The sequence below is a fragment of the Scytonema sp. PCC 10023 genome, assembly GCF_963920835.1.
Classification (GTDB): Bacteria; Cyanobacteriota; Cyanobacteriia; order Cyanobacteriales; family Nostocaceae; genus Kalymmatonema.
The window spans coordinates 54,262-79,495 of sequence record NZ_CAWUDP010000049.1 but is presented as its reverse complement, the minus strand read 5'-3'; the positions used below and the strand labels follow the sequence as shown (position 1 = coordinate 79,495).

Genomic DNA, 25,234 nt, shown 5'->3' with positions numbered 1-25,234 from the left:
ATGCCATGGAGCATGTTCTACACCTGGCGTCCTAACCGCCCTGGCGCCTGCTATACCTTAAAGATATTTAGTTAGCGGAAAATAAACTATCAGTCAAAAAAATCCAACAATTTTATAAAAAAGATGACACTTCTTAAAGAAGTTTGTTATATTTGTTTACATAAGGTAACAGACCTTAAACAATTCAGCTTGGAGTGCCGACGATGACAAACGCAACAAAAGTTACTGCTCCCGTAATCGAAGATCGCAATGCTTGGCGTTGGGGTTTCACACCTCAAGCAGAAATTTGGAACGGTCGCTTGGCAATGATTGGCTTCTTAGCAGCCGCTCTGATTGAAGTGTTTTCTGGTCAAGGTTTCCTACACTACTGGGGCATCCTGTAAGTTTTAAGACTACGGATTGCTTGTAAATAACTAACTAAAGGTAACGAAACTTAGGGAATTCTCTTTGGAGTGCCAACCATGACAAACGCAACAAAAGTTACTTCTCCCGTGATCGAAGATCGCAATGCTTGGCGTTGGGGTTTCACACCTCAAGCAGAAAATTGGAACGGTCGCTTAGCAATGATTGGCTTTTCAGCAGCCGCTTTGATTGAACTGTTTACTGGTCAGGGTTTCCTACACTTCTGGGGTATTCTGTAAGTTGTAAGACTACGGATTGCCTAGCACTAATAGATAAATGAATAACTAAAAAACCTGGAGCTACTAGAGACTTCCAGGTTTTTTAGTGTCTTTGTTCTTTTTCGCACTGATGAGTCATTTGTCTAAAACTCATAACAAATGACTCATAATTAATGATTAACGGATATACTCCTTGAGAACGCTGTTGCGATTCGGGTGACGTAACTTACGAAGTGCCTTCGCTTCAATTTGACGAATTCGTTCGCGAGTCACATTGAAAATTTGTCCAATTTCTTCTAAGGTCTTCATGCGACCATCATCCAAGCCGTAGCGCAGTCTGAGAACATCACGTTCGCGAGGACTGAGACTGTCGAGGACTTTTTCCAAGTCTTCCCGTAGGAGATTTTTGGAAACTTGGTCTTCTGGGGTTTCGCCATCCGATTCAATAAAATCACCCAGTCGAGAGTCTTCTTCTTTCCCAATAGGCGTTTCAAGTGAAATCGGCAGCTGTGCGGATTTAGCAATAAACCGCAGCTTCTCGATAGTCATTTCCATACGAGTAGCAATTTCTTCCTCGGTGGGTTTGCGACCCATTTCTTGAGAAAGCAGCTTAGTCGTTTTCTTAATTCGGGAAATGGTTTCGTAGAGGTGAACCGGAAGGCGGATAGTCCGGGATTGATCAGCGATCGCACGGGTGATTGCCTGACGAATCCACCATGTTGCGTATGTAGAAAACTTGTAGCCTTTTTCGTGGTCAAACTTTTCAGCGGCGCGAATCAAACCGAGACTGCCTTCTTGAATCAAGTCTTGGAAAGACAAGCCTCGATTCATATACTTTTTAGCAATTGAAACTACAAGGCGCAGGTTAGATTGCACCATCTTGTCTTTCGCTCTGCGACCAACATGCAGCCGATAACGAAATTGTGGCAACGGTATTTGTACTGCCTCTGCCCATTCACTGTCCTTAGGTTCACGAGCTAACTGCTGTGCAAGTTTTTCGCGTACTCGCTCTAATTCCAGTAAGTCGGCAATCTTCCGTGCCAATTCAATTTCTTCGTCTGCACGAAGCAGGCGAATTCGACCTATTTCTTGTAAGTAAAGACGAATCGAATCCTCGGTGTAATGCTTTTTCTTAGTTTGAGTCCGACGACGCGATTTAGCGGCTTTCCCAGACTTTGCGTCGTCCTCATCAGACTGAGGCTCTAAAAATTCATCGAGTTCGCCCTCATCGCCCGTCAGCAAGTCCTCTTCGTCATCAATCAAGAGTTCTTCTAACTCAATCTCAGGCTGATTCATTATTTCTAGCTCATCAGGCTGATATATGTTTTCGAGTACGTTGTTAGCCTGGTTCATGCCGCGTTCCTCATGCTCCTTGCAGAATCAATTACTTAAGATGTGTTTGCCGCTCTTAAAGTGAGCTATTTACCAACAGAAAACAGGGTTTTTGGTTATTTTGCCTAAGATTTTGTTGGAATTTTGACACCTTCTTCATGGAGTTTTACCTTGTAAGGGCAGGCTCCTTGAAGGGAAATTCCTATTCTTAGTCAATGCCATCTATGTTGCCGAGCAACATCCGTTTTAACTAGCTGGTCTAAAAAAGACTCCGGACTGCTAAAAAAAAATTTACTACTCCATACAAATGAATATGACTGTTGGGAGATTCTTTTGTAAAGACTGTTCCGATTGTAGCCTGTTTCACAGAAATTGCACTGTCTTTGTGTGCTAACCATGAACTCATTAAGCAAGTTTAAGCGTATTCTACGAAAGTTAAGACATTGAAAAAGACACCCATCCTTTTGTATTTTCTCCAAAACTTTTTGGAATTGCAGTGGTATTCTCATTTCAATTAATGTTAGGTACACCTGCTGACATCTCGTTCAATGTATTACGTAGAACAATCTTTACTTAGAAACAGCATATCTTTTGCCTTCAAGTGAGAAAAATGCTTATACCAATTTTTACACTTTCTTCACAAGTTACCGAGTGGAGTTCCGTTCGCCATATCACGAAAACCTAGTCACAAAAGACTTGTTTAAGGCGGCTTTGTGCTTTCTTCCATTAGGCGTAGCATAGGCACCATGAATGCAAATTGAATAACGGTGGTGGTTTTTTGCTCTCACTTAACTTTGTTCTACCAATTGTCTTAACTTAGGAGTCAAGACTTTAGCAGAATCAGCTAAATGGCTAAGCAACTTTTCGATCTAGCCAGTCCGGTCTTAATCACACGTTAGCGCACTGTTGAAATTTCCACCTTATGAATCTTGACAAACTTTTCTTATTGTATACAAAGCTATTTTAATCAATCCAAAAAGGATTTGACAGTTAAGACTATCGATATTAACCTACTTAACGCCCAATTTCATAAAACGAATGCAAAATATACTATAGCCTGCTACAGGGCGCTAGAGAAACATATTTAACAAGATCACCTGAGAGTTGATCGCCATCGTCTGATAACTTTGGTTAATACTACCACCCCCTTTTTGCTTGCTGGCAATGTTGGGAAAATGGGATGAAGTTGGGCGTGGGCGTTGGACAGGGGTAAAGCGAACCATCGTCGGCAAGCGCTTGCATAAAGCAGCTTTTCGCAAGATATTGCGGTGGCGAGTCAGATAAAGCTAACAACAATATACGGATATACTTTGGATTGAGTAGAGGAATTAAATGTAAAAAAATATACTTTAAACTTGAGAAATTAGCTATTGTCTCAAATTTGAATAATAAACAATTTTTATAATTGGAAGAAGTAACTTTGAATATTTTATATCTAAGCTTTATAAGCTAGATTGCCAAAGTTTTTAGTAGGGGTGCAAGGAGCGAAGACATACAGCCCTACACCCTAATTAAAAAATGGCTGCCTTGTTTGTTTAATTAGAGCCAAGACTTGCTGGAAAATTCGGAGGTAGAATAACCTTGTCCACTACGTGAACGACACCGTTACTAGCTGGAATGTCTGCCTGAATGACTTTAGCATCGTTCACGGTAACTGTACTGGTGGTAGTATTAACCTTTAGTGTCACAGGACTTCCCTCAACTGTTTTGACTTGTCCGGATGTCAGTTGGCTGGAAGTCACTTGTCCAGGTATAGCATGGTAGCCCAGAAGCTTGACTAATTGTTGTTTGTTTTCTGGTTTGAGAAGATTGTCTACTGTACCTTTTGGTAAAGCCGCAAAAGCAGCATCTGTAGGAGCAAAGACTGTGTAAGGTCCTTGTTCAACCATTTGTTTAGTTAAGTCTGCGGCAAGCAATGCTTTACTTAACGTTGTAAAAGACCCCTGAGTTGATGCTGACTGTGCTAGTTGAGCCAAATTTTTGCTTGCTGTTGGCGTAGTTGGCGTAGTCGGAGTTTGGGCAATTGGAGGAGCAGGTGTAGGAAGATTTGCTGGAGTTGCCGCAGTCTGAGGAGCGGTTGTATTCTCTACAGTAGGTTGACCACAAGCAGGCAAAGCAAGGAGACTACCCGCACTCATAACGCTAAACAATGCTTTTCTTAAAATGCTTTTGCTCGCTTTCATGCTTAATATGTATTGTTAAATTAAATGTTTGACTTTTAACAAAATTTAATAAAGTGAGTGAAATCGTCCCTCAGCCTTAAGACATAGATGGGAAAATCTTTCCAAAATACGTTGATTTTTTAGCAAAATCTTGCAGTCGGCAACACAAATCCAACGTCAATGCTTCAGGCGATAACGAAGCAACATGAAACCGTTGCTGTAGATTTTGCTATCGGTGAGTTCCAGCTCAGTTTCCTTGACGACACCGGAAAACAGCGGAATACCCGATCCGAGCAGTACCGGATTTAACTTCATGATGATCTCGTTGATTTCAGGAAAAAGCGTCGTAGCTAAGTCGCCGCCGCCGCAAAGCCAGATGTCTTTGCCCGTTTGCTTCTTCAATTCCCTAACCAACGCAACAGGATCTCCCAAGACGAGCTCAACATTCTCATCCGGGCTTTCTTTCATAGTGCGCGAAAAGAGATACTGCTTCATGTGCGGGTAAGGATTAGTCACACCAACCTTTAGCCCCACCTCGTACGTCCTTCGTCCCATCAAAACAACATCAAAACACTTGTTCCCGGCACGGACGTCCATTGCGTCACGAAGGTCAGCCGGAAAGGTCTCAGGAAAGGACTCGACCAAATCGGCGAAATCCTCGCCTTCGGTAGCAAAAAAATCAAACGAACCGTCAGAGCGGGCAATAAACCTATCAAAATTAATATGGGAGGGCGAGAACCCCTATGTTTTTAACCAGGGGATGAAGCCCGACCCAAAGGGCTTTAGCCCTGTGTATCTATTTCCCTTTTTGATTTTCAATATACCTTTTAACTACCTCTGTACTCACCTGACCTGTTGATGCGACAAAGTAGGTTGGTGTCCATAGAGCAGGTAGTTTTTTAAGTTCTGGAAATTCCTTTCTCAGGTAATGAGATGCTCTACCTTTAATCCACCTGGCAATGTCGGCAGGAGATTCGTGAGTGGGAGCGTTAATGAAGAAATGCACATGGTCTGGTTGAATTTCAAGTGCAATGAGTTTCCATCCATGTTCTTTTACTACATCAAAGATAATTTCTTGCAACCTCCTAGCTACGTCATTAACTAATACTGGTTTTCTGCGTTTTGGAACTTATTTGGTTGAGTTACCAACTGAAATTGCTTTACCCTTGCCAGAGTTTATAGATTCTGATTGGGTGAAAGAAGTTACGGTTAGACCGTATTATGGTGAGCTTTGGATTGATTGGGTAGTAGACGACGGGAAAGAACCTGTTAAGCACAATCCTAATCTTGACTATTCACAGGCATGGAGTTTTGACCACGGTGGAACAAACTGGCTAACTGGTGTTTCTACTCTAGGTAAGAGCCTAATCATTGATGGCAGAAAACTAAAATCAATGAACCAGGGTTATTGCCGTTTAGTTGCTAAATATAAGCAAGGTAAACCAGAATTTTACTGGGATTCCAACCTGGATAGAATTCAACGCCGTCGTAATAACCAAATGAGAGATGCTATTAATAAAGCTGCTAGGTTTATAATTAATCGTTGCTTAAATGATAGGATTGGCAACTTAGTTATCGGATGGAATGAAGGGCAGAAGAATTGCTCTAATATGAGTCAAGTAAATAATCAGAATTTTGTCCCCATTCCTACTGGGAGATTAATAGAAAGGTTAAAGCATCTTTGCAATGAATATGGAATTGTTCTAACAATTACTGAGGAAGCGCACACCTCAGTTGCGTCCTACTTAGATGGTGATACCCTCTACAAGCATGGTGAAAAACCCGCAGGATGGAAAGCATCAGGTCAAAGAGTAGAACGTGGATTGTACAAGACAGCAAAAGGGTTTTTAATCTCAGCAGATGCTCAGGCAGCAGCTAATATCCTCAAGAAAGTAGCCACACAGCTAGGTGTAAGTCTAGCCAAGGTGGGTAGGGTAGCCTTGGCACTACCACAACGGTACGACCTGTTTACTAGGATGAACAAATCATATCGTGAAAAGACGTTGCGAAGTGTGGCTTTAACCCACTGAGCAACAACCTTTCAGAATCCCCTCTCTTTTAAGGAGGGGAGATGTCAACGACAGTACAAGCTACGTAATATTTGAGTTCACGCATATCGAACGTTCTCTGTTGAACCGAGGAATGACACTGCAAGGAATACTCACCTAAGAGTCATGGTATGCATTGGTTGTAATGTGAAAAAGCACGACTAGGTCATTTTATCTAGCCGTACTCCTAAAATTTTCAATGTTCAATCACTGTGCAACAAAATTTTGCAGCTTCTAGGAGAATCTACACTGGTTATACTAGATATCCAAATCAGTTAAGTTGAGTTTAGAACCGTAGGTTTCAATGAATTCGCGCCGGGGTGCGACGCGATCGCCCATCAAAATCGTGAAAATCCGATCAGCTTCGGCGGCGTCCTCAATTTCCACTTGCTTGAAGGTACGAGTTTCTGGGTTCATCGTGGTTGTCCAGAGTTGTTCTGGCATCATTTCACCCAAACCTTTGAAGCGTTGGATGGTGTAGTTGGCGTTGTCGGGAAACTCAGCGAGGCGTTGTTGCAGTTCGCGATCGCTATAGCAATAGTAATAATTCCGTCCCCGCTCTACTTTAAAGAGTGGCGGACAAGCAATGTAGATATGCCCCTGCTCAATCAGCGCTCTTTGATACCGATAGAAGAAAGTTAACAACAGAGTCCGGATGTGCGCTCCATCTACGTCAGCGTCAGTCATAATGACTATACGGTGATAGCGCAGTTGCGATGCGTCGAACTCCTCGCCCTTAACTCCTAAACCGAGTGCTGTAATGAGCGCCTGAATTTCAGTATTTTTATAGATTTTGGCGTCGTCAGTTTTCTCGATGTTCAGGATTTTACCGCGCAGGGGGAGAATTGCCTGGAATCGGCGATCGCGTCCTTGTTTTGCACTCCCACCCGCTGAGTCCCCTTCGACGATGTAAATTTCCGACTCTTTAGGGTCTCTGGAACTGCAATCTGCCAATTTTCCAGGTAATGGCGAAGATTCCAGCACCGATTTGCGGCGCACTAATTCCCGCGCATGACGGGCGGCTTCTGCAGCTTTGAAGGCTTGGATGGCTTTATCTAAAACGGCATCAGCAACAGCTGGGCGAAATTCCAGGTACTCAGTGAGAACTTCTCCTACCAGAGAATCCACAATTCCCCGCACCTCCGTGTTGCCAAGTTTAGTTTTGGTTTGCCCTTCAAACTCTGGATCTGGCACTTTCACAGAAATGACCCCAGTAAGACCTTCGCGGACGTGTTCGCCACTGAGGTTGGGTTCATTATCTTTGATTTTGTTGCGCTTGCGGGCGATCGCATTCAAGGTACGAGTCAGAACCGCCTTTAAACCTTCTAAGTGCGTACCACCATCCACCGTACGGATATTATTGGCAAAGCCCAACACATTGTCTGTATAAGCATCAGTACACCACTGCAACGCAACTTCCACTTGAACATTGTTGCGTTCTCCATGCACAAAAATAACTTCTTCATGCAATGGCTGCTTATCACTGTTCATGTAGGTAATATATTCTTTAATACCACCTTTGTATTCGTAGGTTTCTACCTTGGGTGTATCACTTTTAAGTAGTTCCAGACGGTTATCAGTAAAAGTAATTCTGACGCCAGCATTCAAATATGCTAATTCGCGTAGGCGACTTGCTAAAGTAGTGTAATCAAATTCTGTAACGGTCGTGAAGATTTGGGAGTCTGGTTTGAAGGTAACAGAAGTTCCAGTACGGTCTTCTTTAGAGGGCTTTGCTGTCAAATCTGTAACGGGAATACCCCGTTCGTATCGCTGAATATGAACCTTTTTATCTCGCCAAACTGTCACTTCTATCCACTCAGACAGGGCGTTGACTACGGAAACACCAACCCCGTGCAATCCCCCTGAAACTTTGTAGCCACCGCTACCAAATTTTCCGCCTGCATGCAGTACGGTTAACACAGTTTCCAATGCTGATTTTCCCGTTTGGGGATGAATATCCGTGGGAATACCCCGACCATCATCTACAACGGTTACAGAACCATCAGTGTTGAGATCCACCTCCACATGGGTGCAGTAACCCGCCAAAGCTTCATCTATCGAGTTGTCCACCACCTCGTAAACTAAATGATGGAGCCCTCGCGGACCAGTGGAACCTATGTACATTCCCGGTCTTTTGCGGACGGGTTCCAGACCTTCCAGAACTTGAATCTGAGCGGCACTGTAACTGCTCGTCATGAAAATTCTCCTGTTACGTGGGGTTAAACTCGCCCAAAGGGGCAAAATATAAAAACACTCCAAAATTCTAACACAAAAGGCTTGATGGCGACTGTAGAGCAATCTGAAGAGAAGTTTATGATGGGGATATACCCAATCAGTTATCAATGATCAGTTGTCAGTTATCACTGTTTACTGTTGACTGTTGAGTGTTCACGCTTACTATTGACTCATGACTAAATTAATTGTGATTTGTGGCGCAACAGCAACAGGTAAATCGGGATTGGCGTTAGATTTGGCGATACGCCTGGGTTCAATAATTCTTAGTGCAGATTCTCGTCAAGTTTACCGCGAGTTTGATATTGGCACCGCTAAGCCTACAGCATCTGAACAAAAGTTAGTACCGCACTATTTAATAGATATCTGCAACCCCACAGACATCATGACGGTTGCAGATTATCAAGAGCAAGCGCAAGCGTTAATTGCTTCCTCTATTACAAAACAAGCAGACAAGAGAAATGCTTCCCTCACTCCCTCCCTCCCTCACTCCCTCACTCCCCCCCTCTTGTTAGTTGGTGGTACTGGTTTATACATACGTTCTGTAACACAGGGAATGAAGATTCCTAGAGTTGCACCACAGAAGGAATTGCGATCGCAACTCGAATCTCTTGACCAAAGGCAATTGTACGCTATGTTGCAACAAGTTGACTTGATTGCAGCACAAAAGATTCATCCCAACGACTCAGTGCGGACTTTAAGAGCATTGGAAGTATTCTATGTCACTGGTTGCCCAATTTCCGAGCAGCAAGGAGAGAATCCGCCGGATTATCCAATTTTGCAAATTGGTTTAGATTGTGATCCTGCTCATCTTGGCGATCGCATTGCACAGCGTACAGAGAAAATGATTGCAGATGGTTTGGTAGCAGAGGTAGAATATCTTTGCCAAAAATATGGTGTTGATTTACCTTTACTCAATACTTTGGGATATCAAGAAATCAAACAATATTTGGCTGGAGATATTTCTTTAGATAAAGCAAAAGAATTAACTGTTTTACACACCCGGCAATTTGCCAAGCGGCAACGCACCTGGTTTAGAGCATATCCTCAGATTAAGTGGTTTGATGCCGAAAATCCTAATTTATTGGAAGAAGTATGGCATGACGTGCATAAATTCATAGATTTTTCATAAATGCTTTCCGTAAATGTGCTAATCTTATCTAAGTAATCTGTTAAAGTACATTAATTCAAATAAAAAAAGTCCTCATGACTCATAAGAGGCATGAGCTATTTTTATTGAAGCAGAAAGAAGTATCGCCTAACTAAAAGAAAAGGTAAGGTATTTATTTAACCAAAAATATGAACGAGAGAGCCACAATATTATTACTGTTTACTTCTTCAATACTGAATATTTTATTTTGTTTGCTTGGTATTTTATTTCTTATTAAAAAAGGTGGTTTTCAATATTTATCTAAAAAAGTTTCTCGTAAAAAATCTGAAAAAGAATATTACCACCCATACTATCTCCATAAAAAAAGTCAGTTTGAATTGCTGCCTAAATCGGATTTAGACATTATTTTTTTAGGAGATAGTTTGACTGAAGAAGGTCAATGGTCAGAGTTATTAGAAAACCCTAATATAAAAAACCGTGGTATTGGCGGTGACACAACAGATTTGGTATTAAATCGCCTAGACACGATATTAGCGTCGCAACCCCAGAAAGTTTTTTTAATGGTAGGTATTAATGATCTGCTTGGTATAGGTAAGGCTGTTAAAACTATAGAACAAATAATACTTGTATACTCTGCTATTTTGACTGAGTTTCAAAACAAAGTTCCGAATACAGAAGTATTTATTCAAAGCGTCTTACCAGTTAATAACAAGACAACTCGTTACTGGCAAGATAACAATAATATACTACAGCTAAATTTACATTTGAAAAATCTAGCGAAAGAGTTTTCTTATCAATATATAGACGTTTATTCTCATTTATCTGATTCGGAGCATAAATTAGATATTTGTTATACAGAGGATGGACTGCATTTAAATGGTCGAGGATATTTAAAGTGGAAAAACGCTGTTGAAAAATATGTGAACGCTCCCTGTACAAACGTTTCAGAAAATATTTCTACCGAAGACGTTTTTACAAAGTGTCAGGGTCAATCCCTATAGCCCGTAGTCTTTCTGCTAGCACTTGAGCACGATGTTCCGCTTGAGAAGCACGCTCATCTCCAGTTGGGACAACAACACGATCTTGATCAGACCAGCGTAACCAAACATCTTCCCTACCTTCAAATTGTCCTTGCCAAAGAGTCAAACCTAACCCAACTTGCTCTAGCCAAGTTTCTGTCGTTTCAAAGTAGCGCCTTCCCCTGAGTTCATAAACCCGTAACACTTGCTCTCCTAATTGGTAAGTAGGGTCATATACGATGTAGTAACTCACTCGCATATGTTCATAAATTCCTAGTTTTTTCCCTAGCTAGGCAGGCGGGAGTCCCCAGACCATAATCTTTGATTTGGTGTGGTGGTGAAAGCCGAGTGAGTTGAGGAGCGTTCCGCTTCATAAAGCATGGACAAATATGCGAGCGCCTTGGTGGTCAGTCGCTGAGATTAGTTAGATTTGGTAACTATGTGATACGAAAACCGCCTCGCCACCGCCTCAAAGAGAAATCTTTCTTGGGTATGAATGGATAAGGCGGTCTTGTTGTCTATTTCAGACCCAACCCTTCATCGGGCTGTTGGAAGCCTACCCTGTAATCTTTGATTCAGGGTAGGAGTATGTCACTTCATCGCCTTCTTTGTTTGAGACAATTTCAATTGCAACTTCTGGAGGCTTGCCAAAACGCCAAACCATATAACAACGGTTTTGCTTCTCCCACCAATTTTCAGGGACTTGGGCATCTAAGCTGAGGAAAACATCGGGTACTATGGGAGGCTTAAGGTCTGTATAATAAATGCCAACATTGGCTGCGGCTAGAAAAGTTTGATTTTGTAAAGAACTGTAAAGAGAGCCAACTAAGAGACGTTGTTGTTTAGCAGAGGCAAAATTATCCACAGGCGTCTCATCTTCAGTGATTAGTTGGTTGGCATCTGGCACATAGTAATCATCATTATTGATGAAAATTTGCTCCACCATAAGTTTATCCACCACTTAAGAGCGCTATATCTAGGTTAGTTGATTGGGGAAGGAGAGCTTATTAGTCTGTCAAGCTGTAAATGCAACTCTTCTCTGGCTTGCCGATTTTTGTTGCAACAACAGCCGTTAACCGCAATCTTTGGGAAGCTATGATAAACACAGTACATGGTAGAGTAAGTAGTTGTCTTGTACAGCTATGGATAAGTTCTATGTAGCAGTAGACCCAGATAATATATAAATTATTAGCACCTACTGTAGCTGCATCTTTATCGGGAGTCAGCAAATCTCTCCCTAGGACAAAACCACCTATGCTTACCCAAGACAAACAACAACGCAACTGGAAACCCATCATCAAGCAATTTGAGGCTGTCGTTGGCAAAAATGGCGTAGTCCAACGCCGCGAAGAACTCATTACATACGAGTGCGATGGTTTAACTAGCTATCGTGAGCGTCCGGCTGTGGTAGTATTGCCAAGAACGACAGAACAAGTCGCGGAGGTAGTGAAGATATGCGATCGCCACTCCATCCCCTTCATCGCACGCGGTTCTGGTACAGGTTTATCTGGTGGGGCGTTACCAGTCGAAAATTGCGTTTTGATTGTCACTTCTTTAATGCGGCAAATACTTAAAGTTGATTTGGAAAATCAGCAAGTTGTTGTGCAGCCAGGAGTGATTAACAGTTGGGTAACACAAACAGTGAGCGGTGCTGGTTTTTACTATGCTCCCGACCCTTCTAGCCAAATTATTTGCTCAATTGGTGGGAATGTCGCGGAAAACTCTGGTGGGGTGCATTGTTTAAAGTACGGTGTCACAACCAACCACGTTTTGGGATTGAAACTCGTCCTTCCTGATGGTTCAATTGTAGATGTGGGGGGACAAATTCCTGAAATGCCTGGTTATGACTTAACAGGTGTATTTGTGGGTTCTGAAGGGACACTAGGAATTGCCACAGAAATTACTTTGCGAATTCTCAAAAGTGCAGAATCAATTTGTGTGCTTTTAGCAGACTTCACAAGCATTGAAGCAGCAGGTGCAAGTGTTTCCGATATCATCAGCGCCGGAATTATTCCTGGTGGTATGGAAATTATGGATAACCTCAGCATCAATGCTGTGGAAGATGTCGTTTGCACGAATTGTTATCCCCGTGATGCGATCGCTATCTTATTAGTAGAAATCGACGGTTTAGCTGTAGAAGTTGCGGAAAATAAACAGCGCATTGCGGAAATTTGTAAAAAGAACGGTGCGCGAAACATCACAATTGCCAATGATGCAGAACAACGCTTAAAAGTGTGGAAAGGACGTAAAGCAGCTTTTGCTGCAGCAGGTCATGTCAGTCCAGATTATTATGTACAAGATGGTGTTATTCCACGCACTCAGTTACCCTACGTACTAGCAGAAATTGAAGCATTAAGTCTGAAATATGGGTACCGCATTGCTAACGTATTTCACGCTGGCGATGGCAATCTTCACCCATTGATTCTGTTTGATAATTCCATTCCTGGTGAATTAGAAAAGGTAGAAGAAGTCGGAGGAGAAATTCTTAAGCTTTGTGTCAAAGTCGGCGGTAGCATTTCTGGAGAACATGGCATAGGTGCAGATAAAAAGTGCTATATGCCGGAAATGTTCACAGAAGCTGATTTAGAAACTATGCAATCGGTACGACAAGCATTTAATCCTAAAGGTTTGGCGAATCCAGGCAAAATTTTTCCAACTCCACGTACTTGTGGTGAAGCAGCAAAAGCTATGGGTGAGATTGCTAAAAAGTTTGAGCAAGTGGAAAGATTTTAGGGATTTCCAACAAATAAATTACGCCCTAAAAGTGGGGTGGGCATCTTGCCCGCCCAGTTAATAGGACGGGCTAGAAGCCCATCCCACAAAAAAAGTTGGATATTTTTTAATTTGGTTAATTTGGAACTCCCTTAGCAAAGCGCAAAGGCGCAAAGTATAGTACCTTTGCGTCTTTGCGCGAAATAATTAGAAAATTTGTCAACAAGTTAAAAGAAAGCTTCTACATTGTGTCGATAGGCGATCAAGGCGTGTCCGCCCCGCTCGTCTTTCAGTGCCGATAAAATAGCATCAGATGCTTCTAATGAAACAATGGTCTTGATTTCAATATTGGTGTTGTAGGCTGCCATATCTCCCAAGCGTCTTCCATGCCCACCCTCACCCTGTACTTGATTAATGGTGTAGCCGCTGACATCATGGCTTTTCAGCAGCTTGACAATACGGTCTTTCAGCACTGTTTCACCAATGATGGTGATCAGGACGGCGGGTTCGACGGGACTAGCTGACTTTGACATGGAGAACTCCACAGAATAGGTTTTGGCTTTTAAAGCTTAAGTTTTTGTCGCGCAGGTCAATGGCTTTACCAAGAATCTGGTTTAACTTGGATTGCTTTAGAAAAGCCGCAAAGCTGTGTAAACAATAGTCTAGTTGCAAAAATATTACAGACTTTTTAAGGTTTTCTGAAATAACTTAACATTCTGTTACTATTATCTCCTGAGTATCTTTGCTTAGTCAAGTAGTAACTGAGTATTTTTGCTTGACTCAGCGATAATTGCTGCTTAACTCTGCCTGGTTTTCTGTTCGACTGCTGTTAGCGTTATCAGCATCGATCGCTTATTTTACCCCTACAATGCACAGTAGGGAGTGAATCAATTAGCTTAAAGAGATAGATGACATAGGTGAAAAACGTCTATCCGGACATTACGATGCAATTATCAAACTGAATAACCCGAAAGGATTCGGATTTGCAGCGTAATACAGCGTTGCACTTGCAACTGCAACAGATAACTCATATCGGAGTAAGACAGATGGATATTCAAGTTGCTACCAAGTATTACATTGCTAACAAGCCAGTACAGCATAAAGTTCTAGGTTTAATGCTGATCGTCGATTTATACCCATCCAGAGTTGGCACTGTGGGTGTGAAACTTCCTAACGGTGTAGTTATGAATTGCGAACTGAAGTTTTTGGATGAACCAGATAAAACAGCTAAAAACCTTTAGGCTTTGGAGGAATCAGCTTTATTCGCACGTTAACTCGTTCCCAGTCTCAGCCTGGGTATGCCTTACTGGGGGCTGCACGTCCCCCTACAAATGAATCAACTCCACTTGCACCAACCCAGACTGCCCTATGTAATTCCTATAGCTAGAATACCAGCAGTGAACTGGATCATCTATGTAGCCACCTTTAACCGGATTATTATGAATATAATCCAACTTCTGTCTAAATATTTCCTCATCCAAAATAACCTGAGGATGGAAACCTTCTTGCCAAAGTTGATAATCTTGAGTTTTCTTGTGTTTTAGTTTGTAGAATTCAAGCTGATTAAGTATATAATTTGCATTTTATATGCGAACCATTGCGGAAATTAATGACAAAATCAGCCGCAAGCAAGCGGTAGTCTTGACCGCTCTTGAATTAAAAGCAAGAGTTGCAGAAGCCGGTGTTACTAAAGTTGCTAAGGAAGTTGATGTCATCACCACTGGCACTTTTGAACCGATGGAGTCTAGCGGTGCAATTATTAATTTAGGACATACTGACCCGCCGATAAAAATCCGCCGTTGCTGGTTAGATGGAGTACCCGCATACTCTGGTTTTGGCGCAGTAGATTTGTACTTGGGTGCAAGTTGTGCGGTGGAAGTGATGGACGGGGAAGAAGTTCGGGAACGCGGTGGCGGTCATGTTATTGAAGATTTGATAGCTGGTAAAGCCGTACACGTACGATCGCTAGGACAAGTTACAGATTGTTATCCCAGAGCAAGTTTTGAAACGACGATTACTCGTGAGACGATAAACCAGTTTTATTTATTCAATCCCCGCAATCTTTATCAAAATTTTATAGTTGGTGTGAATGGGGGCGATCGCCCACTCTACACATACCTCGGTCCTTTACAACCGCGTTTGAGCAATGCTGTTTACTCTAACCCTGGTGCCATCTCCCCCCTACTCAACGACCCAGATCTGCAACTTATTGGAATTGGCACGCGAATTTTCCTAGGCGGCGGTATTGGTTATGTTGCTTGGGAAGGTACGCAGCACTTCCCCTTACAAAAGCGCTTACCCAATCGTACACCTATTGGTCCGGCTGCGACTTTGTCTTTAATTGGTGATGCCAAGCAAATGGATGCTCGTTGGGTGCGTGGGTGTTACTTCAAGAGTTACGGTCCTTCTTTGATGTTGGGAGTGGGTGTACCACTCCCGGTGTTGAACGAAGAAGTCGTTGCAAGATGTGCAGTTCAAGATAAAGATTTGGTAGCCCCGATAGTAGACTTTTCTATTCCCCGGCGCGTCCGTCCTACCTTTGGTTTAGTCAGTTACACCCAACTCAAATCAGGGCGGATCACCATAGAAGGCAGAACTGTGCGCGTTGCACCCCTTGCAAGTGCATTTCTCTCCAAGCAAGTTGCTATGGAGTTGAAACAATGGATTTCATCAGGTGATTTTACCCTAACAGAGCCTGTTGCCCCAATAGAGATGCAGCGGTCTTTTCTTCCACAGGATCGATGGACGGAGTTTTAATAAGAGGACAAGGGAAGGGGGAAGACACGGAGAGCGAAGGAGTGAGGGAGTGAGGGACCAAGAGTTGTTTCCCTCACTCCCTCACTCTTTCCCTGTCTCGCTCCTCTTTCCCCTTATCCCCTACTGTTCCGGTGGCTTAGGACGCTTGACAGGTTTAGGAACGGGTTTTGTAGATACAGGTTTTTGCGCCGCAGAGGAGTCGCCTGTCTTCCGCACTGGGCGTGGAGTTTCGCCATTGCGTTGTCTTGGGGGAAATGGTTTTCTTCCGCTAGGACGACGACCACCGCCCCCTGGTCTTCGTTGTGGTGGTCTGCGCTTTTTGGGTAAATCAGCGATCGCCTCAGCGCTTTCTACAACTAATTCGTCAGCTTCCCGCTTGACTTTCAAGTCCCAAAACTTACTAACTGCTTTAGTTTCAAGCTTACCTTTAATTTTCAACTTGAAATACTTTGGTTTGTCATCTTGTTTGCGGGCAGCTTGCTTAATTTTGACCACCAAGTGTTCACCTTCAAAAGATTGATAAACAACCTCGCCACGAACAGAAAAACCACCATCTGGAACTTCTGATGAGGGTACGAGGGCATTTGATGAACCATTAGCGGCTGTTTGCAAATCTTCTGTAGCTGAATCTTCTTCATCATCAACTGTTTGATGTTTAGCTAAGTTTTCTGGCTCCCAAACTCCTACAATTTGTACGTGCAATTTGTCGTTTTCCTGTCGAGTACGTGGATAAACGACCCACAGATGTTCTTTTTCCAAGTCCAAATGATTTTTAACTAAACTCATAATCCGACCCAAAAGGACGGCATCGAGTTCTGCGCCATCTGAGGTGAACATTGCACCTTGAGTGAATTGTTCGCTGCTGGCAACGTAACGACCTCGTACTAAGCCAATGGCTCGGTACTGCATTGGTTCACTAGGAGGTGGAATCGGTTGCAGCCGATTTACTAAGTTTTCATCATTGGCAGTATTGGCAGTTTCATTTGAGATTACAGGCGAATCTTCTGCTTGAGAAGTTGGGTTCGCTGCATTTACATTCGTAGCTGCATCATTGCTGTTTAAAGCTTCTTTAGAGGCAGCTGAGTTGGACGATTCAGGCGACGGCATCAGGTCGGAAGTCATAAAAACTCCTTGCGGCGGAGACACATCCCATTGTGGGATTTTACAAAGGCAGCTGGAAAGAGCGTTTGTGCGGCGCTTGTAAGTATATTTCCTTTCAAGACAACCTATCTCAACGCTCTGTGGGATACTAAAGACGCGAAATTTCGCATACACGCACTAAATCTGTAATTTAGCGCCTTTACACTAGTTTCGGAAGCATAACATAGCTAAAATTCAGACTATTCCTCCTAAAGTCAACACTTGCATAGATTGCGTACATTGCTTTTTGTTATAAAATTCACAATCAATTCGCGGGATTCCGCAAAGTTTTTAAAATTTTTAACTTTCATGTTTTCTGTAAACGATAATGTCATTAGAGTTTAAGGACGGTTTTGTGTCTAAACCTCGCAATCGCTGGATAGTCAATGTGATTTTGGTGCTGGCACTTCTTGCTTTTGTCGGAGTTTCAATAGTGCCGCTCATTGGAGCGTTTAATGAAACGCAAAGCTCAACCCAACAGTCCGCAAACGCAAGAAGTGGTTCGCCTTCCTCTGATCAAAAATCAAAGCTGGAAGATGCAGCACGGGGTTATGAACAGGTTTTGCAGCGGGAAAGCGACAACCAAACGGCGCTGCGAGGCTTGCTTGAGACTCGTTTACAGTTACTTAGCTTAGGTGTCGGTGAGATCAAGAGCATTATTGAACCTTTAGAAAAGTTAGCAAAGCTGAATCCAGAACAAACAAGATACGCAGTGCTGCTGGCTCAAGCTAAGCAGCAAATTGGCGACAAGGAAGGAGCTGCTCAAGCTTACCGTTCTGTTCTGCAAAGTAAACCTGGCAATCTTGAAGCTTTACAAGGAATGGTAGCTCTCCTCCTGTCTCAAGGTCGCCCCGAAGCAGCTGTTGGTTTGCTGCAAGATACTCTCAATACTGCAACCCAAGCAAATAAAAATCAGCTTGGAAGTGTGGATACAGTCGCTGTACAAGTGCTCTTGGGCAACGTACACGCCTCCCAAAAACGGTATCCTCAAGCTCTTACTGTCTATGACGAGGCAATCAAGAACGATCCACAGGATTTTCGTCCCGCTTTAGCCAAGGCGATGCTCTTCAAACAACAGGGCAAAACTGACGAAGCAAAAACTTTGTTTACCAAAGCTGCGGCTTTAGCACCAACTCAGTACAGAGACGAAATTAATAAGCAAGCAAGTGAATCCCCCTCTCCTACTCCAACAACAACGCCGAGTAGCACTCCGTAAAAAGATGAGGGAGATGAGGGGGATGAGGGGAGTGAGGGGGATGAGGGAGATGAGGGGGATGAGGGGGATGAGGGAGGGAGGGAGTGAGGGAGTGACTTCTAATTTTGAATTTTGAATGAGCGAATTTTGAATTGATTTGTCCTCCCCACATACCAATTTGAAAAAAGAATGCGACAGATACACACTCCCAAACCCAAGTTATATCTGGCTTTTTGAATGAGCGAATTTTGAATGAGCGAATTTTGAATTGGTATTGCGTCACGCTCCCTCGATAGCGGCTACGACACCAAACAAAAGAAACAAAAATCCACCTATGAAGGTGAGTTTCCGCTCAGAAATTCGCCCTGCTAGCATTCTGCCACCAATAACAGCAATGGCAGCACAAATGGCGTGTCCTAAAATTGCACCGGTTGTTACTCCAATGGCGTTATTTCCTGCGGCTAAAGCAATTGTGGCAATTTGTGTGCGATCGCCCCACTCCGCCATAAATGTCAAGACAAAGGCTTCTGTTAAAATTGCTAAAGCATTTTTCTTTTTCGGCAGTTGCATATCTGCCTGTTTCACTGCAGCTTCTGCCTCTTCTACAACTTCCTTATCACAGCTAAAAGCAGGCATTCGACTTGCATCATAAAGCAGCTTAATTCCAAACCCAAGAAATAAAGCTATCTCAGCATGATGAATATAAACTTTTGGAAGTATAGAAACTGCTTGTCCTACGACAACAGAAAGAATTGTCATTGCAGCTAAAGCCGCTGTCACACCTGCAAAGACGAGCCGCCGCGAGTGATGCATCGCTAAAATCACGGCGATAAAAAATGTTTTATCACCTAGCTCGGAAACCGTAATTAATAACAAACCCGCAGTAAAAGCTGTTAACACTCTCTCAAGCTCCTTTAGGAATTTTTTACCTTGGTGAGCTTGATGTGAGCGATGAGACTCCACCAAGCTCACACTTTTTTGTGTGAACTTAGTGAAGGTCTCACTTCCAAGAATTTATCTGCTCTCAACAGTCAGTCTTTGAGTACTTCTCGTATTCTCAAAGCTGAGAGCCTTACATTTCTCGTCACCTGAACCAGGCTTATTGCCAGTATGTTGACTCAGGTGTACTGGCTAATATTATTGCCAGCAGCTACTCCCCTTCGTTTCATAAGTAATTATACATCTATCCACAGTTTGAGTAAAGCAGTAGGGATCAGGGATCAGGGATTAGGGATAGTCAACAGTGAACAGTACCAGCCGCAAGTACCAGCCGCAGTGGTAACTCGAAACTGCGCTGGTACATGATAACTGATAACTGATAACTGTCCCCAATCCCCAATCCCCCATTCAATACTTCCGTTCTTGTGGCTTAAACATCGTAATCGCCACTGGACGGTATTGAAGATCAATTCCTGCTGGCGAATAATAAGCCATTGTGTGCTTCAAGAAGTTGGTATCATCCCGTTCGGGGTAATCTTCGCGGAAGTGAGCGCCGCGACTTTCCTGACGATTTAAGGCGGATTCTAGAATCATCCGCCCTACTACCATCAGGCTGCGCAATTCCAAAGCTTCCACAATTTCTGTATTCCAGCAACTGCCCTTATCATCTAAGTATATTTGTAAATACTTTTGTTGTAATTCTTCTATTTTATGCAGACCTTCACGCATGAGTTCTTGTGTACGGAACACGCCGCAGTACTGAGTCATGTCATCTTGGAAGGCTTGGCGGACTTCGTTAATCCGGAGCTTTCCAGGCTGTTCTAGCAAAACCTGAATTTGTTGCTGAGCTTCGGTGATGTAGCGTTGCTCATCCAGGGTTGGCAACTTGCGTTTTTGCACATATTGTGCTATAGTAGATCCGGTTCTTCGTCCATAAACCACACATTCCAACAAGGAATTACTGCCGAGGCGATTTGCGCCATGTACGGAAACACAAGCAGTTTCCCCAGCGGCAAAGAAGGCATCAACCAGACCATCACCACTACTGCGGACTTGACCATCGGTATTGACTGGGATACCACCCATGCAATAGTGGATGGTGGGGCGTACTGGCATAGGTTGAGTCACTGCGTCAACACCCACTAAGCGATGTGCTTCCTCCCAACAGAAGGGGACGCGGCTCATAATTTTTTCTTTACCCATATGCCGCAGGTCGAGATAAACAAACGGACCACCAGCACTACCATCGGGATGAACACCGCGACCTGCACGAATTTCGTAGGCGATCGCCCGTGAAGTAATATCACGCGGAGCAAGTTCCATGCGGCTGGGAGCGTATCTTGCCATAAAGCGTTCTCCCTCAGAGTTGATCAGATACGCCCCTTCTCCGCGCACTGCTTCTGAAATCAGCACCCCTACCGGATACAGTCCTGTGGGATGAAATTGCACAAATTCCATGTCTTCTAAAGGCAACCCAGCCAAGGCAGTCATTGCCAGACCATCACCAGTGGAAGCATAATCATTAGACGTGGTGTTGTAAACACGACCATAGCCACCAGTCGCAAACATCACCGCCTTAGCCCGCATTACTTCAATATGCCCATCCAAAATGTGGTACATCACCAAACCTTTCGCCTGACCCTCTTCCAGAATCAGGCGCATGACGTACCACTCTTGATAAATTTGCACACCATATCGCCGCAAATTACTCACCAATTCGTGTAAAATGGCGTGACCAGTCTTATCAGCGGCGTAGCAAGTGCGGTTGTGAGAATGTCCGCCAAAAGCACGTTGAGCAATGCGACCATCAGGTAAACGGGAGAACAAAACGCCCATGTGTTCTAAGTCAATCACCACATCTGGCGCTTCACGCGTAAGAATTTCGACTGCATCTTGATCCGCCAAATAATCGGAACCCTTGACAGTGTCGAAAGCATGAGCTTCCCAAGTGTCACTAGAATCAACATTTTTCAGAGATGCAGCCATCCCACCTTGCGCCGCAACCGAATGGGAACGAATCGGGTGGGTTTTGGCAACCACAGCCACATTCAAACTGGGGTCAGTGCGGGCAATTTCTACTGCAGCCCGACACCCAGCCAACCCACCCCCGACAATAATCACATCATGTTCAAGCATAACTAGCCCCCGACTATAAAAAAGTTATAGCTGTTCTATTGTAAAGACGCGATAGATTCTATCTCTAAAAAAAAATTCCCCGCCAACAGACAGGGATGTTGTTTCAATTGTGGATTTTGGAGTAGGGAGTTGTTAGTTGTACAGACGCGCCATGGCGCGTCTGTACATTTGTTAGTTATCAAAAGCGCCGTAATACCCCTTCCTCAACGTAGATTACAGAATCCCCATCCTCAGCCGTCAGGCAGGGTGGGGAGTGTCAATAGTTATTCTTTACCACTAACTATTAACCACTAACCAATAACCAGTCCTCAATCTAAAATCCATTCAGCTAGTCGCTTGTACAGGTTGTTGTTGGGAAATATTGCCAGGTATTGGTTCCATTTTTGTCCCTGCTTCTACGGGGGACACCTCAATGTGATTTAGCAAGGTGGTTACGAAGGCAAAAAGCAAGAAAGGCAACGATAGTAGAACTACAAGTCCGACAGTGGCTAAAGCATAAACCGGTCGTCTAGCACCCATCAGCGCCAAAGCTGACGCCAAACTTATCGTAATGGTAATCAACCAAATAATGATTTGACCGTAGATATCCCCGAAGGTAAGGGTACAGACAAACCGATACTTTTGAATGTTATTCGTCATAATTTGCCTCTAGCATCTCCTTTGGTTCTACCTTAGAACCATGTTTGGATATCCGACGATTTTTAAATATTTTTGAAACAATTGTAATATCACTTCACAATTGTCTAACATTTTTTCTCTAGGAACCAGGCAATTTTACCTATAATACATCAATTATTAAATATAGCAATCCGCGCAGGATTTATGAAAAATCTTAAGTATTGTAGGGTGGGCAGTGCTTACCATATTTTGCCGACTACATCCGGGTTTTGCGTTCGCACTGCCCACCTTACGTGTCCTTCAAAAATCTGCGGAGGAGTCCTATTATATACAATTATTAAATAGTTATAATAGAACGAAAACTCATCAAATGAATAATATTATTTTAATTATGAATGAAGGCAATTGTTTAAAAATTGCCATAGGTTGCCATAAATAGAGTTGCACCTTACACAGACACGGTTTGAATGAAAATTATCTAATTGTCAGGTAGGCGGTGCCCTTGGGAGTTGCGCTCGGTGCGATTGGCTTTGCCACTGCCCCTTGGGCAATCGCTCAGTTCTAGCTGTTTAATTTTCATCCGCAAATCAAAATCCTCACTACTAACAATTGTTTCTAAGTTAGCGATTCTTTGCTCTAACAGTTCTACTTTCTGCTGAGGCAAAGAGCTACTTTTTGATTTTTTGTCATCAGAACGCCACACAGCAGCTGTACCCACTGCTGCGCCTGTCAGAGTCGCTAAAGGTAGAATTGGACCACTTCTCGTCACCACTGAAAGCGGAATACAAATTGCTAGCATTCCCACAGCAATACCCCAAATTCTTGAGGTAGCAGCAACTCGTACATCTTGATGTTCTTCCAGGTCTTTTTTTAATTTTTTACCCATAAGTTTATTTGAGCGCCATTATCTAATACCTTGGCATGAACTTCTACAAAAGTGCTTCCTACTATTGGATTAAGTATATCTGCTTATAATAAAATAATTAAGTAAGATTGCTGTATATTGATGAGTTGTTACACGATTGTTACTTAAAAACATATCTATGACAACGACATCCTATATTTTTGTAGCTGGGGCAAGTCGCGGCGTTGGTTTAGAAATTGCCAAGTGTTTGATCCAACAACAGCTAAAGGTAAAAGCACTTCTTAGAACAGAAGCAGCTCGTGCAGAACTAGAAGCAATGGGCATTAAGGTAGTTCTGGGAGACGCCTTAAATGTGGACGATGTAGAACGTGCCATACTGACAAATGAACCGATTTATGCAGTTATAAGTACAATTGGTGGTTTACCCAAAGACGGTGAAAGAGCAGATTATATAGGTAATAAAAATCTTATTGATGCAGCAGTCAAAGCAGGAGTGCAAAAATTTATTCTTGTTTCTTCTATTGGTAGTGGAAACAGTGTTGTTGCTTTACCTCCCCAAGTTTTGCAAACATTAGGACCCGTTTTAGTAGAAAAGGAAAAAGCTGAAAATCACTTGATTGAAAGTGGGCTGACTTACACCATCATCCGTCCTGGTGGACTTGTGTCGGAACCCGCAACTGGAAATGGAGTTTTAACCGAAGAACCACGCATTTCTGGTAGCATCCATCGTGCAGATGTTGCTCAGTTAGTTTGTCGATGTTTGAATTCTGATCGCGCCAACAATAAAGTTTTCTCAGCGGTAGATCGAAATATGCTGTTTGGGCAACCTAAGTTTGAGGAATTTACCTTGGATTAGTTATTAGTCATGAGTTTATAGCCTAAGGTCGGTGAGATTATAGGTCAATACGCTTCAGTTAAGGTTGATGTGTAAAAAATCACGTGTGTAGAGACGCGCCATCCGAGAGTTCAACATTGTGTTCCTGATAAGGGTTTTGGTCTTATCTGAACCGTATTGGTTTATAGCCTAAGGTCGGTGAGTTTACAGGTGAAATTTAGAATGAAAATTTCACCTAGCCGACTGTGACTTTAGCCGCTTGAGTCTCTCGTTCTTTAAGGCGGCGAGGGGGTCGCTTACAGACGTAATTGCTTGGGGGCGGAATTGTAGTGAAGGGTTTTGCAACACTTTCAAAGCTTTTTCCAAGTCTGTGACAACTGTGTCCAATTCTTTTGTAGATACCTGATTAAGATTTTCCTGCAAACTTAAACTGATATCACCCAAAGCATACGCTGCACTGTAGCGAACTGTTTCATCTGTATCTTGCAAACGAGCAACTAAAGCAGGTACTGCAGGTACTGCTGCTTTCCCAATACTACCTAAAGCAGAGCCAGCATTCTGGCGCATCCAAGGATCTTCATCTTGTAACTTTTTGATTAAAGCAGGTACAGCAGATGCAGCGTCTTTTCCCATAGCGCGTAAAGCATGGGCTGCACTGTAGCGTTCCCATTTCTTCTCGCTGTCTAAAGCAGCGATATAGTGAGGAACGTAGGCTTGTTTGCCAATTTTCCCGATCGCTTGGACTGCATGAGAACGAACGGTAGGATCTTTGTCATCTATTGCTCGTACTAGGGGGACTGCAGCTTGGGCGGCTGCTGGTCCAATTTTACCGAGAATGATTGCAGCACTAGCACGCACTTGGGCATCGCTATCCTGCAAAGCTGTAATTAACGCGGGGACGGCTGGTTTACCCACAGTTGCTAAATAATCTATTGCAGCAGAACGCTGTTGAGGGTTCTTTAACTGTTGAATATAAGAACTAATTTGTGTCTCAGTCTGTGGTTGTGCGCAAGCGGTGTTTATAACTAGTAAAGGTGATGAAAAACAGACTAAAGCGATCGCTATTTGGGATGCAATGACATTGAAGCGCAGTTTCTGGGTATATCTAGTCACAGGCATGATTCTAGAAATTTATTGAGAAAATCTTATAGATATATCAACTTCAAACTCGCGATATAAGAATTGTGCATCTCGTCTCAATTCTTTGAGCGCAAAATCTAAAGTATAAAGGATTTTTAACCCATAGCGTTGTTTTTTGTCTAGATACAGCAATCCTAGACACGGCGTACACATTATGCTTTTCAGATAAACCACCAAGCCAGCCCTCAAGCGATCGCCTAAGGTGGGTGAGTTCATAAGTAAAATCTCGCAATTCTCGCTTTACCCCACCCCGGTTTTGTCTTGCGCCAAAACCTCCCCTCCCCTTAGCAAGGGGAGGGGACGTGAAGCGTAGCTTTACGGGGGTGGGGTAAATCAACGTGGAATCAAGGCTTAAACGTGATTGTTTACACGT

22 protein-coding genes and 3 pseudogenes are annotated in these 25,234 nt (G+C 43.2%); 10 read left to right on the top strand and 15 right to left on the bottom strand.

Annotated elements, in window-relative coordinates:
• Positions 1–203: 203 nt before the first annotated feature.
• Together ACM0OZ_RS26985 and ACM0OZ_RS26980 are read left to right on the top strand one after the other, a co-directional pair.
• Positions 204–383 (top strand): chlorophyll a/b-binding protein, encoded by a 180-nt coding sequence (locus ACM0OZ_RS26985; protein WP_414585901.1) that lies wholly within the window; start codon positions 204–206, stop codon positions 381–383.
• Positions 384–461: 78 nt separating this feature from the next.
• Positions 462–641, top strand: coding sequence for a high light inducible protein (locus tag ACM0OZ_RS26980; RefSeq protein ID WP_073626670.1), 180 nt, complete (start codon positions 462–464; stop codon positions 639–641).
• A 156-nt stretch (positions 642–797) separates the two neighbouring features.
• On the opposite strand, the gene rpoD is transcribed toward ACM0OZ_RS26980, so the two are convergent.
• The 4 genes and pseudogenes from rpoD to tnpA form a co-directional block, all read right to left on the bottom strand.
• Positions 798–1,973: an RNA polymerase sigma factor RpoD gene (gene rpoD, locus ACM0OZ_RS26975; RefSeq protein WP_096566664.1), complete on the bottom strand. Its 1,176-nt coding sequence runs from the start codon at positions 1,971–1,973 to the stop codon at positions 798–800.
• 1,514 nt (positions 1,974–3,487) lie between these two features.
• Positions 3,488–4,135, bottom strand: a complete 648-nt coding sequence (locus ACM0OZ_RS26970; protein ID WP_414585900.1) for a fasciclin domain-containing protein — start codon at positions 4,133–4,135, stop codon at positions 3,488–3,490.
• Between the two features lie 156 nt (positions 4,136–4,291).
• Positions 4,292–4,711 carry a dihydrofolate reductase family protein gene (locus ACM0OZ_RS26965; protein WP_414585899.1) on the bottom strand — a complete coding sequence of 140 codons (420 nt, stop codon included), beginning with the start codon at positions 4,709–4,711 and terminating at the stop codon, positions 4,292–4,294.
• 199 nt (positions 4,712–4,910) lie between these two features.
• Positions 4,911–5,231, bottom strand: a pseudogene (tnpA, locus tag ACM0OZ_RS26960) (IS200/IS605 family transposase); the annotation flags it as partial.
• Positions 5,232–5,256: 25 nt separating this feature from the next.
• Here tnpA and ACM0OZ_RS26955 point away from each other — a divergent pair.
• Positions 5,257–6,144: pseudogene (locus ACM0OZ_RS26955) on the top strand (IS200/IS605 family accessory protein TnpB-related protein); the annotation flags it as partial.
• A 276-nt stretch (positions 6,145–6,420) separates the two neighbouring features.
• On the opposite strand, the gene gyrB reads toward ACM0OZ_RS26955, so the two are convergent.
• Positions 6,421–8,358: a DNA topoisomerase (ATP-hydrolyzing) subunit B gene (gyrB, locus tag ACM0OZ_RS26950; RefSeq protein ID WP_414585898.1), complete on the bottom strand. Its 1,938-nt coding sequence runs from the start codon at positions 8,356–8,358 to the stop codon at positions 6,421–6,423.
• A gap of 211 nt (positions 8,359–8,569) precedes the next feature.
• On the opposite strand from gyrB, the gene miaA reads away from it, so the two are divergent.
• Positions 8,570–9,526 (top strand): tRNA (adenosine(37)-N6)-dimethylallyltransferase MiaA, encoded by a 957-nt coding sequence (gene miaA / locus ACM0OZ_RS26945; protein WP_414585897.1) that lies wholly within the window; start codon positions 8,570–8,572, stop codon positions 9,524–9,526.
• Positions 9,527–9,693: 167 nt separating this feature from the next.
• Positions 9,694–10,506 carry a GDSL-type esterase/lipase family protein gene (locus ACM0OZ_RS26940; protein ID WP_414585896.1) on the top strand — a complete coding sequence of 271 codons (813 nt, stop codon included), beginning with the start codon at positions 9,694–9,696 and terminating at the stop codon, positions 10,504–10,506.
• Here the strand turns inward: ACM0OZ_RS26940 and ACM0OZ_RS26935 are convergent.
• On the bottom strand, positions 10,478–10,783 hold the full coding sequence (locus ACM0OZ_RS26935; protein ID WP_414585895.1) for a hypothetical protein: 306 nt from the start codon (positions 10,781–10,783) through the stop codon (positions 10,478–10,480). The genes ACM0OZ_RS26940 and ACM0OZ_RS26935 overlap by 29 nt on opposite strands.
• Before the next feature lie 333 nt (positions 10,784–11,116).
• A pseudogene (locus tag ACM0OZ_RS26930) lies at positions 11,117–11,470 on the bottom strand (Uma2 family endonuclease); the annotation flags it as partial.
• 308 nt (positions 11,471–11,778) lie between these two features.
• On the opposite strand from ACM0OZ_RS26930, the gene glcD reads away from it, so the two are divergent.
• Entirely contained in the window at positions 11,779–13,257 is a 1,479-nt protein-coding gene (glcD, locus tag ACM0OZ_RS26925; RefSeq protein ID WP_414585893.1) for a glycolate oxidase subunit GlcD, read from the top strand.
• Positions 13,258–13,463: 206 nt separating this feature from the next.
• Here the strand turns inward: glcD and ACM0OZ_RS26920 are convergent, their stop codons facing one another.
• On the bottom strand, positions 13,464–13,769 hold the full coding sequence (locus tag ACM0OZ_RS26920; protein ID WP_414585892.1) for a P-II family nitrogen regulator: 306 nt from the start codon (positions 13,767–13,769) through the stop codon (positions 13,464–13,466).
• Between the two features lie 450 nt (positions 13,770–14,219).
• Here ACM0OZ_RS26920 and ACM0OZ_RS26915 point away from each other — a divergent pair, with 450 nt between their 5' ends.
• Positions 14,220–14,477, top strand: coding sequence for a hypothetical protein (locus tag ACM0OZ_RS26915; protein ID WP_414585891.1), 258 nt, complete (start codon positions 14,220–14,222; stop codon positions 14,475–14,477).
• 346 nt (positions 14,478–14,823) lie between these two features.
• On the top strand, positions 14,824–15,993 hold the full coding sequence (locus ACM0OZ_RS26910) for a homocysteine biosynthesis protein (RefSeq protein ID WP_414585890.1): 1,170 nt from the start codon (positions 14,824–14,826) through the stop codon (positions 15,991–15,993).
• Between the two features lie 120 nt (positions 15,994–16,113).
• Here ACM0OZ_RS26910 and ACM0OZ_RS26905 read toward each other — a convergent pair whose 3' ends face one another.
• Entirely contained in the window at positions 16,114–17,115 is a 1,002-nt protein-coding gene (locus ACM0OZ_RS26905) for a hypothetical protein (RefSeq protein WP_414585889.1), read from the bottom strand.
• A 373-nt stretch (positions 17,116–17,488) separates the two neighbouring features.
• Here ACM0OZ_RS26905 and ACM0OZ_RS26900 point away from each other — a divergent pair, with 373 nt between their 5' ends.
• The gene (locus tag ACM0OZ_RS26900; protein ID WP_414585888.1) at positions 17,489–18,349 is read left to right on the top strand and encodes a tetratricopeptide repeat protein; all 861 of its coding nucleotides are present in this window, start codon (positions 17,489–17,491) and stop codon (positions 18,347–18,349) included.
• Between the two features lie 258 nt (positions 18,350–18,607).
• Here the strand turns inward: ACM0OZ_RS26900 and ACM0OZ_RS26895 are convergent, their stop codons facing one another.
• The 4 genes from ACM0OZ_RS26895 to ACM0OZ_RS26880 all read right to left on the bottom strand — a co-directional run bounded on the left by ACM0OZ_RS26895 (position 18,608) and on the right by ACM0OZ_RS26880 (position 22,907).
• The gene (locus ACM0OZ_RS26895; RefSeq protein ID WP_414585887.1) at positions 18,608–19,228 is read right to left on the bottom strand and encodes a TMEM165/GDT1 family protein; all 621 of its coding nucleotides are present in this window, start codon (positions 19,226–19,228) and stop codon (positions 18,608–18,610) included.
• Between the two features lie 447 nt (positions 19,229–19,675).
• The gene (locus ACM0OZ_RS26890) at positions 19,676–21,403 is read right to left on the bottom strand and encodes a succinate dehydrogenase/fumarate reductase flavoprotein subunit (protein ID WP_414585886.1); all 1,728 of its coding nucleotides are present in this window, start codon (positions 21,401–21,403) and stop codon (positions 19,676–19,678) included.
• Positions 21,404–21,727: 324 nt separating this feature from the next.
• On the bottom strand, positions 21,728–22,042 hold the full coding sequence (locus tag ACM0OZ_RS26885; RefSeq protein ID WP_414585885.1) for a hypothetical protein: 315 nt from the start codon (positions 22,040–22,042) through the stop codon (positions 21,728–21,730).
• Between the two features lie 457 nt (positions 22,043–22,499).
• On the bottom strand, positions 22,500–22,907 hold the full coding sequence (locus tag ACM0OZ_RS26880) for a hypothetical protein (RefSeq protein ID WP_414585884.1): 408 nt from the start codon (positions 22,905–22,907) through the stop codon (positions 22,500–22,502).
• Between the two features lie 157 nt (positions 22,908–23,064).
• Between ACM0OZ_RS26880 and ACM0OZ_RS26875 the strand changes: the two genes are divergently transcribed.
• The gene (locus tag ACM0OZ_RS26875) at positions 23,065–23,742 is read left to right on the top strand and encodes an SDR family oxidoreductase (RefSeq protein WP_414585883.1); all 678 of its coding nucleotides are present in this window, start codon (positions 23,065–23,067) and stop codon (positions 23,740–23,742) included.
• A gap of 210 nt (positions 23,743–23,952) precedes the next feature.
• On the opposite strand, the gene ACM0OZ_RS26870 is transcribed toward ACM0OZ_RS26875, so the two are convergent.
• Together ACM0OZ_RS26870 and ACM0OZ_RS26865 are read right to left on the bottom strand one after the other, a co-directional pair.
• On the bottom strand, positions 23,953–24,840 hold the full coding sequence (locus tag ACM0OZ_RS26870) for a HEAT repeat domain-containing protein (protein ID WP_414585882.1): 888 nt from the start codon (positions 24,838–24,840) through the stop codon (positions 23,953–23,955).
• Positions 24,841–24,852: 12 nt separating this feature from the next.
• Positions 24,853–25,077, bottom strand: a complete 225-nt coding sequence (locus ACM0OZ_RS26865) for a hypothetical protein (RefSeq protein ID WP_414585881.1) — start codon at positions 25,075–25,077, stop codon at positions 24,853–24,855.
• Between the last annotated feature and the right edge of the window lie 157 nt (positions 25,078–25,234).

Bases quoted from the DNA above. Each gene is read 5' to 3' on its own strand.
- ACM0OZ_RS26875 (WP_414585883.1), top strand. From the start codon at position 23,065: ATGACAACGACATCCTATATTTTTGTAGCTGGGGCAAGTCGCGGCGTT.
- ACM0OZ_RS26935 (WP_414585895.1), bottom strand. From the start codon at position 10,783: ATGCGAGTGAGTTACTACATCGTATATGACCCTACTTACCAATTAGGA.
- glcD (WP_414585893.1), top strand. From the start codon at position 11,779: ATGCTTACCCAAGACAAACAACAACGCAACTGGAAACCCATCATCAAG.
- ACM0OZ_RS26970 (WP_414585900.1), bottom strand. From the start codon at position 4,135: ATGAAAGCGAGCAAAAGCATTTTAAGAAAAGCATTGTTTAGCGTTATG.
- ACM0OZ_RS26920 (WP_414585892.1), bottom strand. From the start codon at position 13,769: ATGTCAAAGTCAGCTAGTCCCGTCGAACCCGCCGTCCTGATCACCATC.
- rpoD (WP_096566664.1), bottom strand. From the start codon at position 1,973: ATGAACCAGGCTAACAACGTACTCGAAAACATATATCAGCCTGATGAG.
- ACM0OZ_RS26905 (WP_414585889.1), bottom strand. From the start codon at position 17,115: ATGACTTCCGACCTGATGCCGTCGCCTGAATCGTCCAACTCAGCTGCC.
- ACM0OZ_RS26880 (WP_414585884.1), bottom strand. From the start codon at position 22,907: ATGGGTAAAAAATTAAAAAAAGACCTGGAAGAACATCAAGATGTACGA.
- ACM0OZ_RS26890 (WP_414585886.1), bottom strand. From the start codon at position 21,403: ATGCTTGAACATGATGTGATTATTGTCGGGGGTGGGTTGGCTGGGTGT.
- ACM0OZ_RS26865 (WP_414585881.1), bottom strand. From the start codon at position 25,077: ATGAACTCACCCACCTTAGGCGATCGCTTGAGGGCTGGCTTGGTGGTT.
- ACM0OZ_RS26965 (WP_414585899.1), bottom strand. From the start codon at position 4,711: ATGGACGTCCGTGCCGGGAACAAGTGTTTTGATGTTGTTTTGATGGGA.
- ACM0OZ_RS26870 (WP_414585882.1), bottom strand. From the start codon at position 24,840: ATGCCTGTGACTAGATATACCCAGAAACTGCGCTTCAATGTCATTGCA.
- miaA (WP_414585897.1), top strand. From the start codon at position 8,570: ATGACTAAATTAATTGTGATTTGTGGCGCAACAGCAACAGGTAAATCG.
- ACM0OZ_RS26940 (WP_414585896.1), top strand. From the start codon at position 9,694: ATGAACGAGAGAGCCACAATATTATTACTGTTTACTTCTTCAATACTG.
- ACM0OZ_RS26985 (WP_414585901.1), top strand. From the start codon at position 204: ATGACAAACGCAACAAAAGTTACTGCTCCCGTAATCGAAGATCGCAAT.
- ACM0OZ_RS26980 (WP_073626670.1), top strand. From the start codon at position 462: ATGACAAACGCAACAAAAGTTACTTCTCCCGTGATCGAAGATCGCAAT.
- ACM0OZ_RS26910 (WP_414585890.1), top strand. From the start codon at position 14,824: ATGCGAACCATTGCGGAAATTAATGACAAAATCAGCCGCAAGCAAGCG.
- gyrB (WP_414585898.1), bottom strand. From the start codon at position 8,358: ATGACGAGCAGTTACAGTGCCGCTCAGATTCAAGTTCTGGAAGGTCTG.
- ACM0OZ_RS26885 (WP_414585885.1), bottom strand. From the start codon at position 22,042: ATGACGAATAACATTCAAAAGTATCGGTTTGTCTGTACCCTTACCTTC.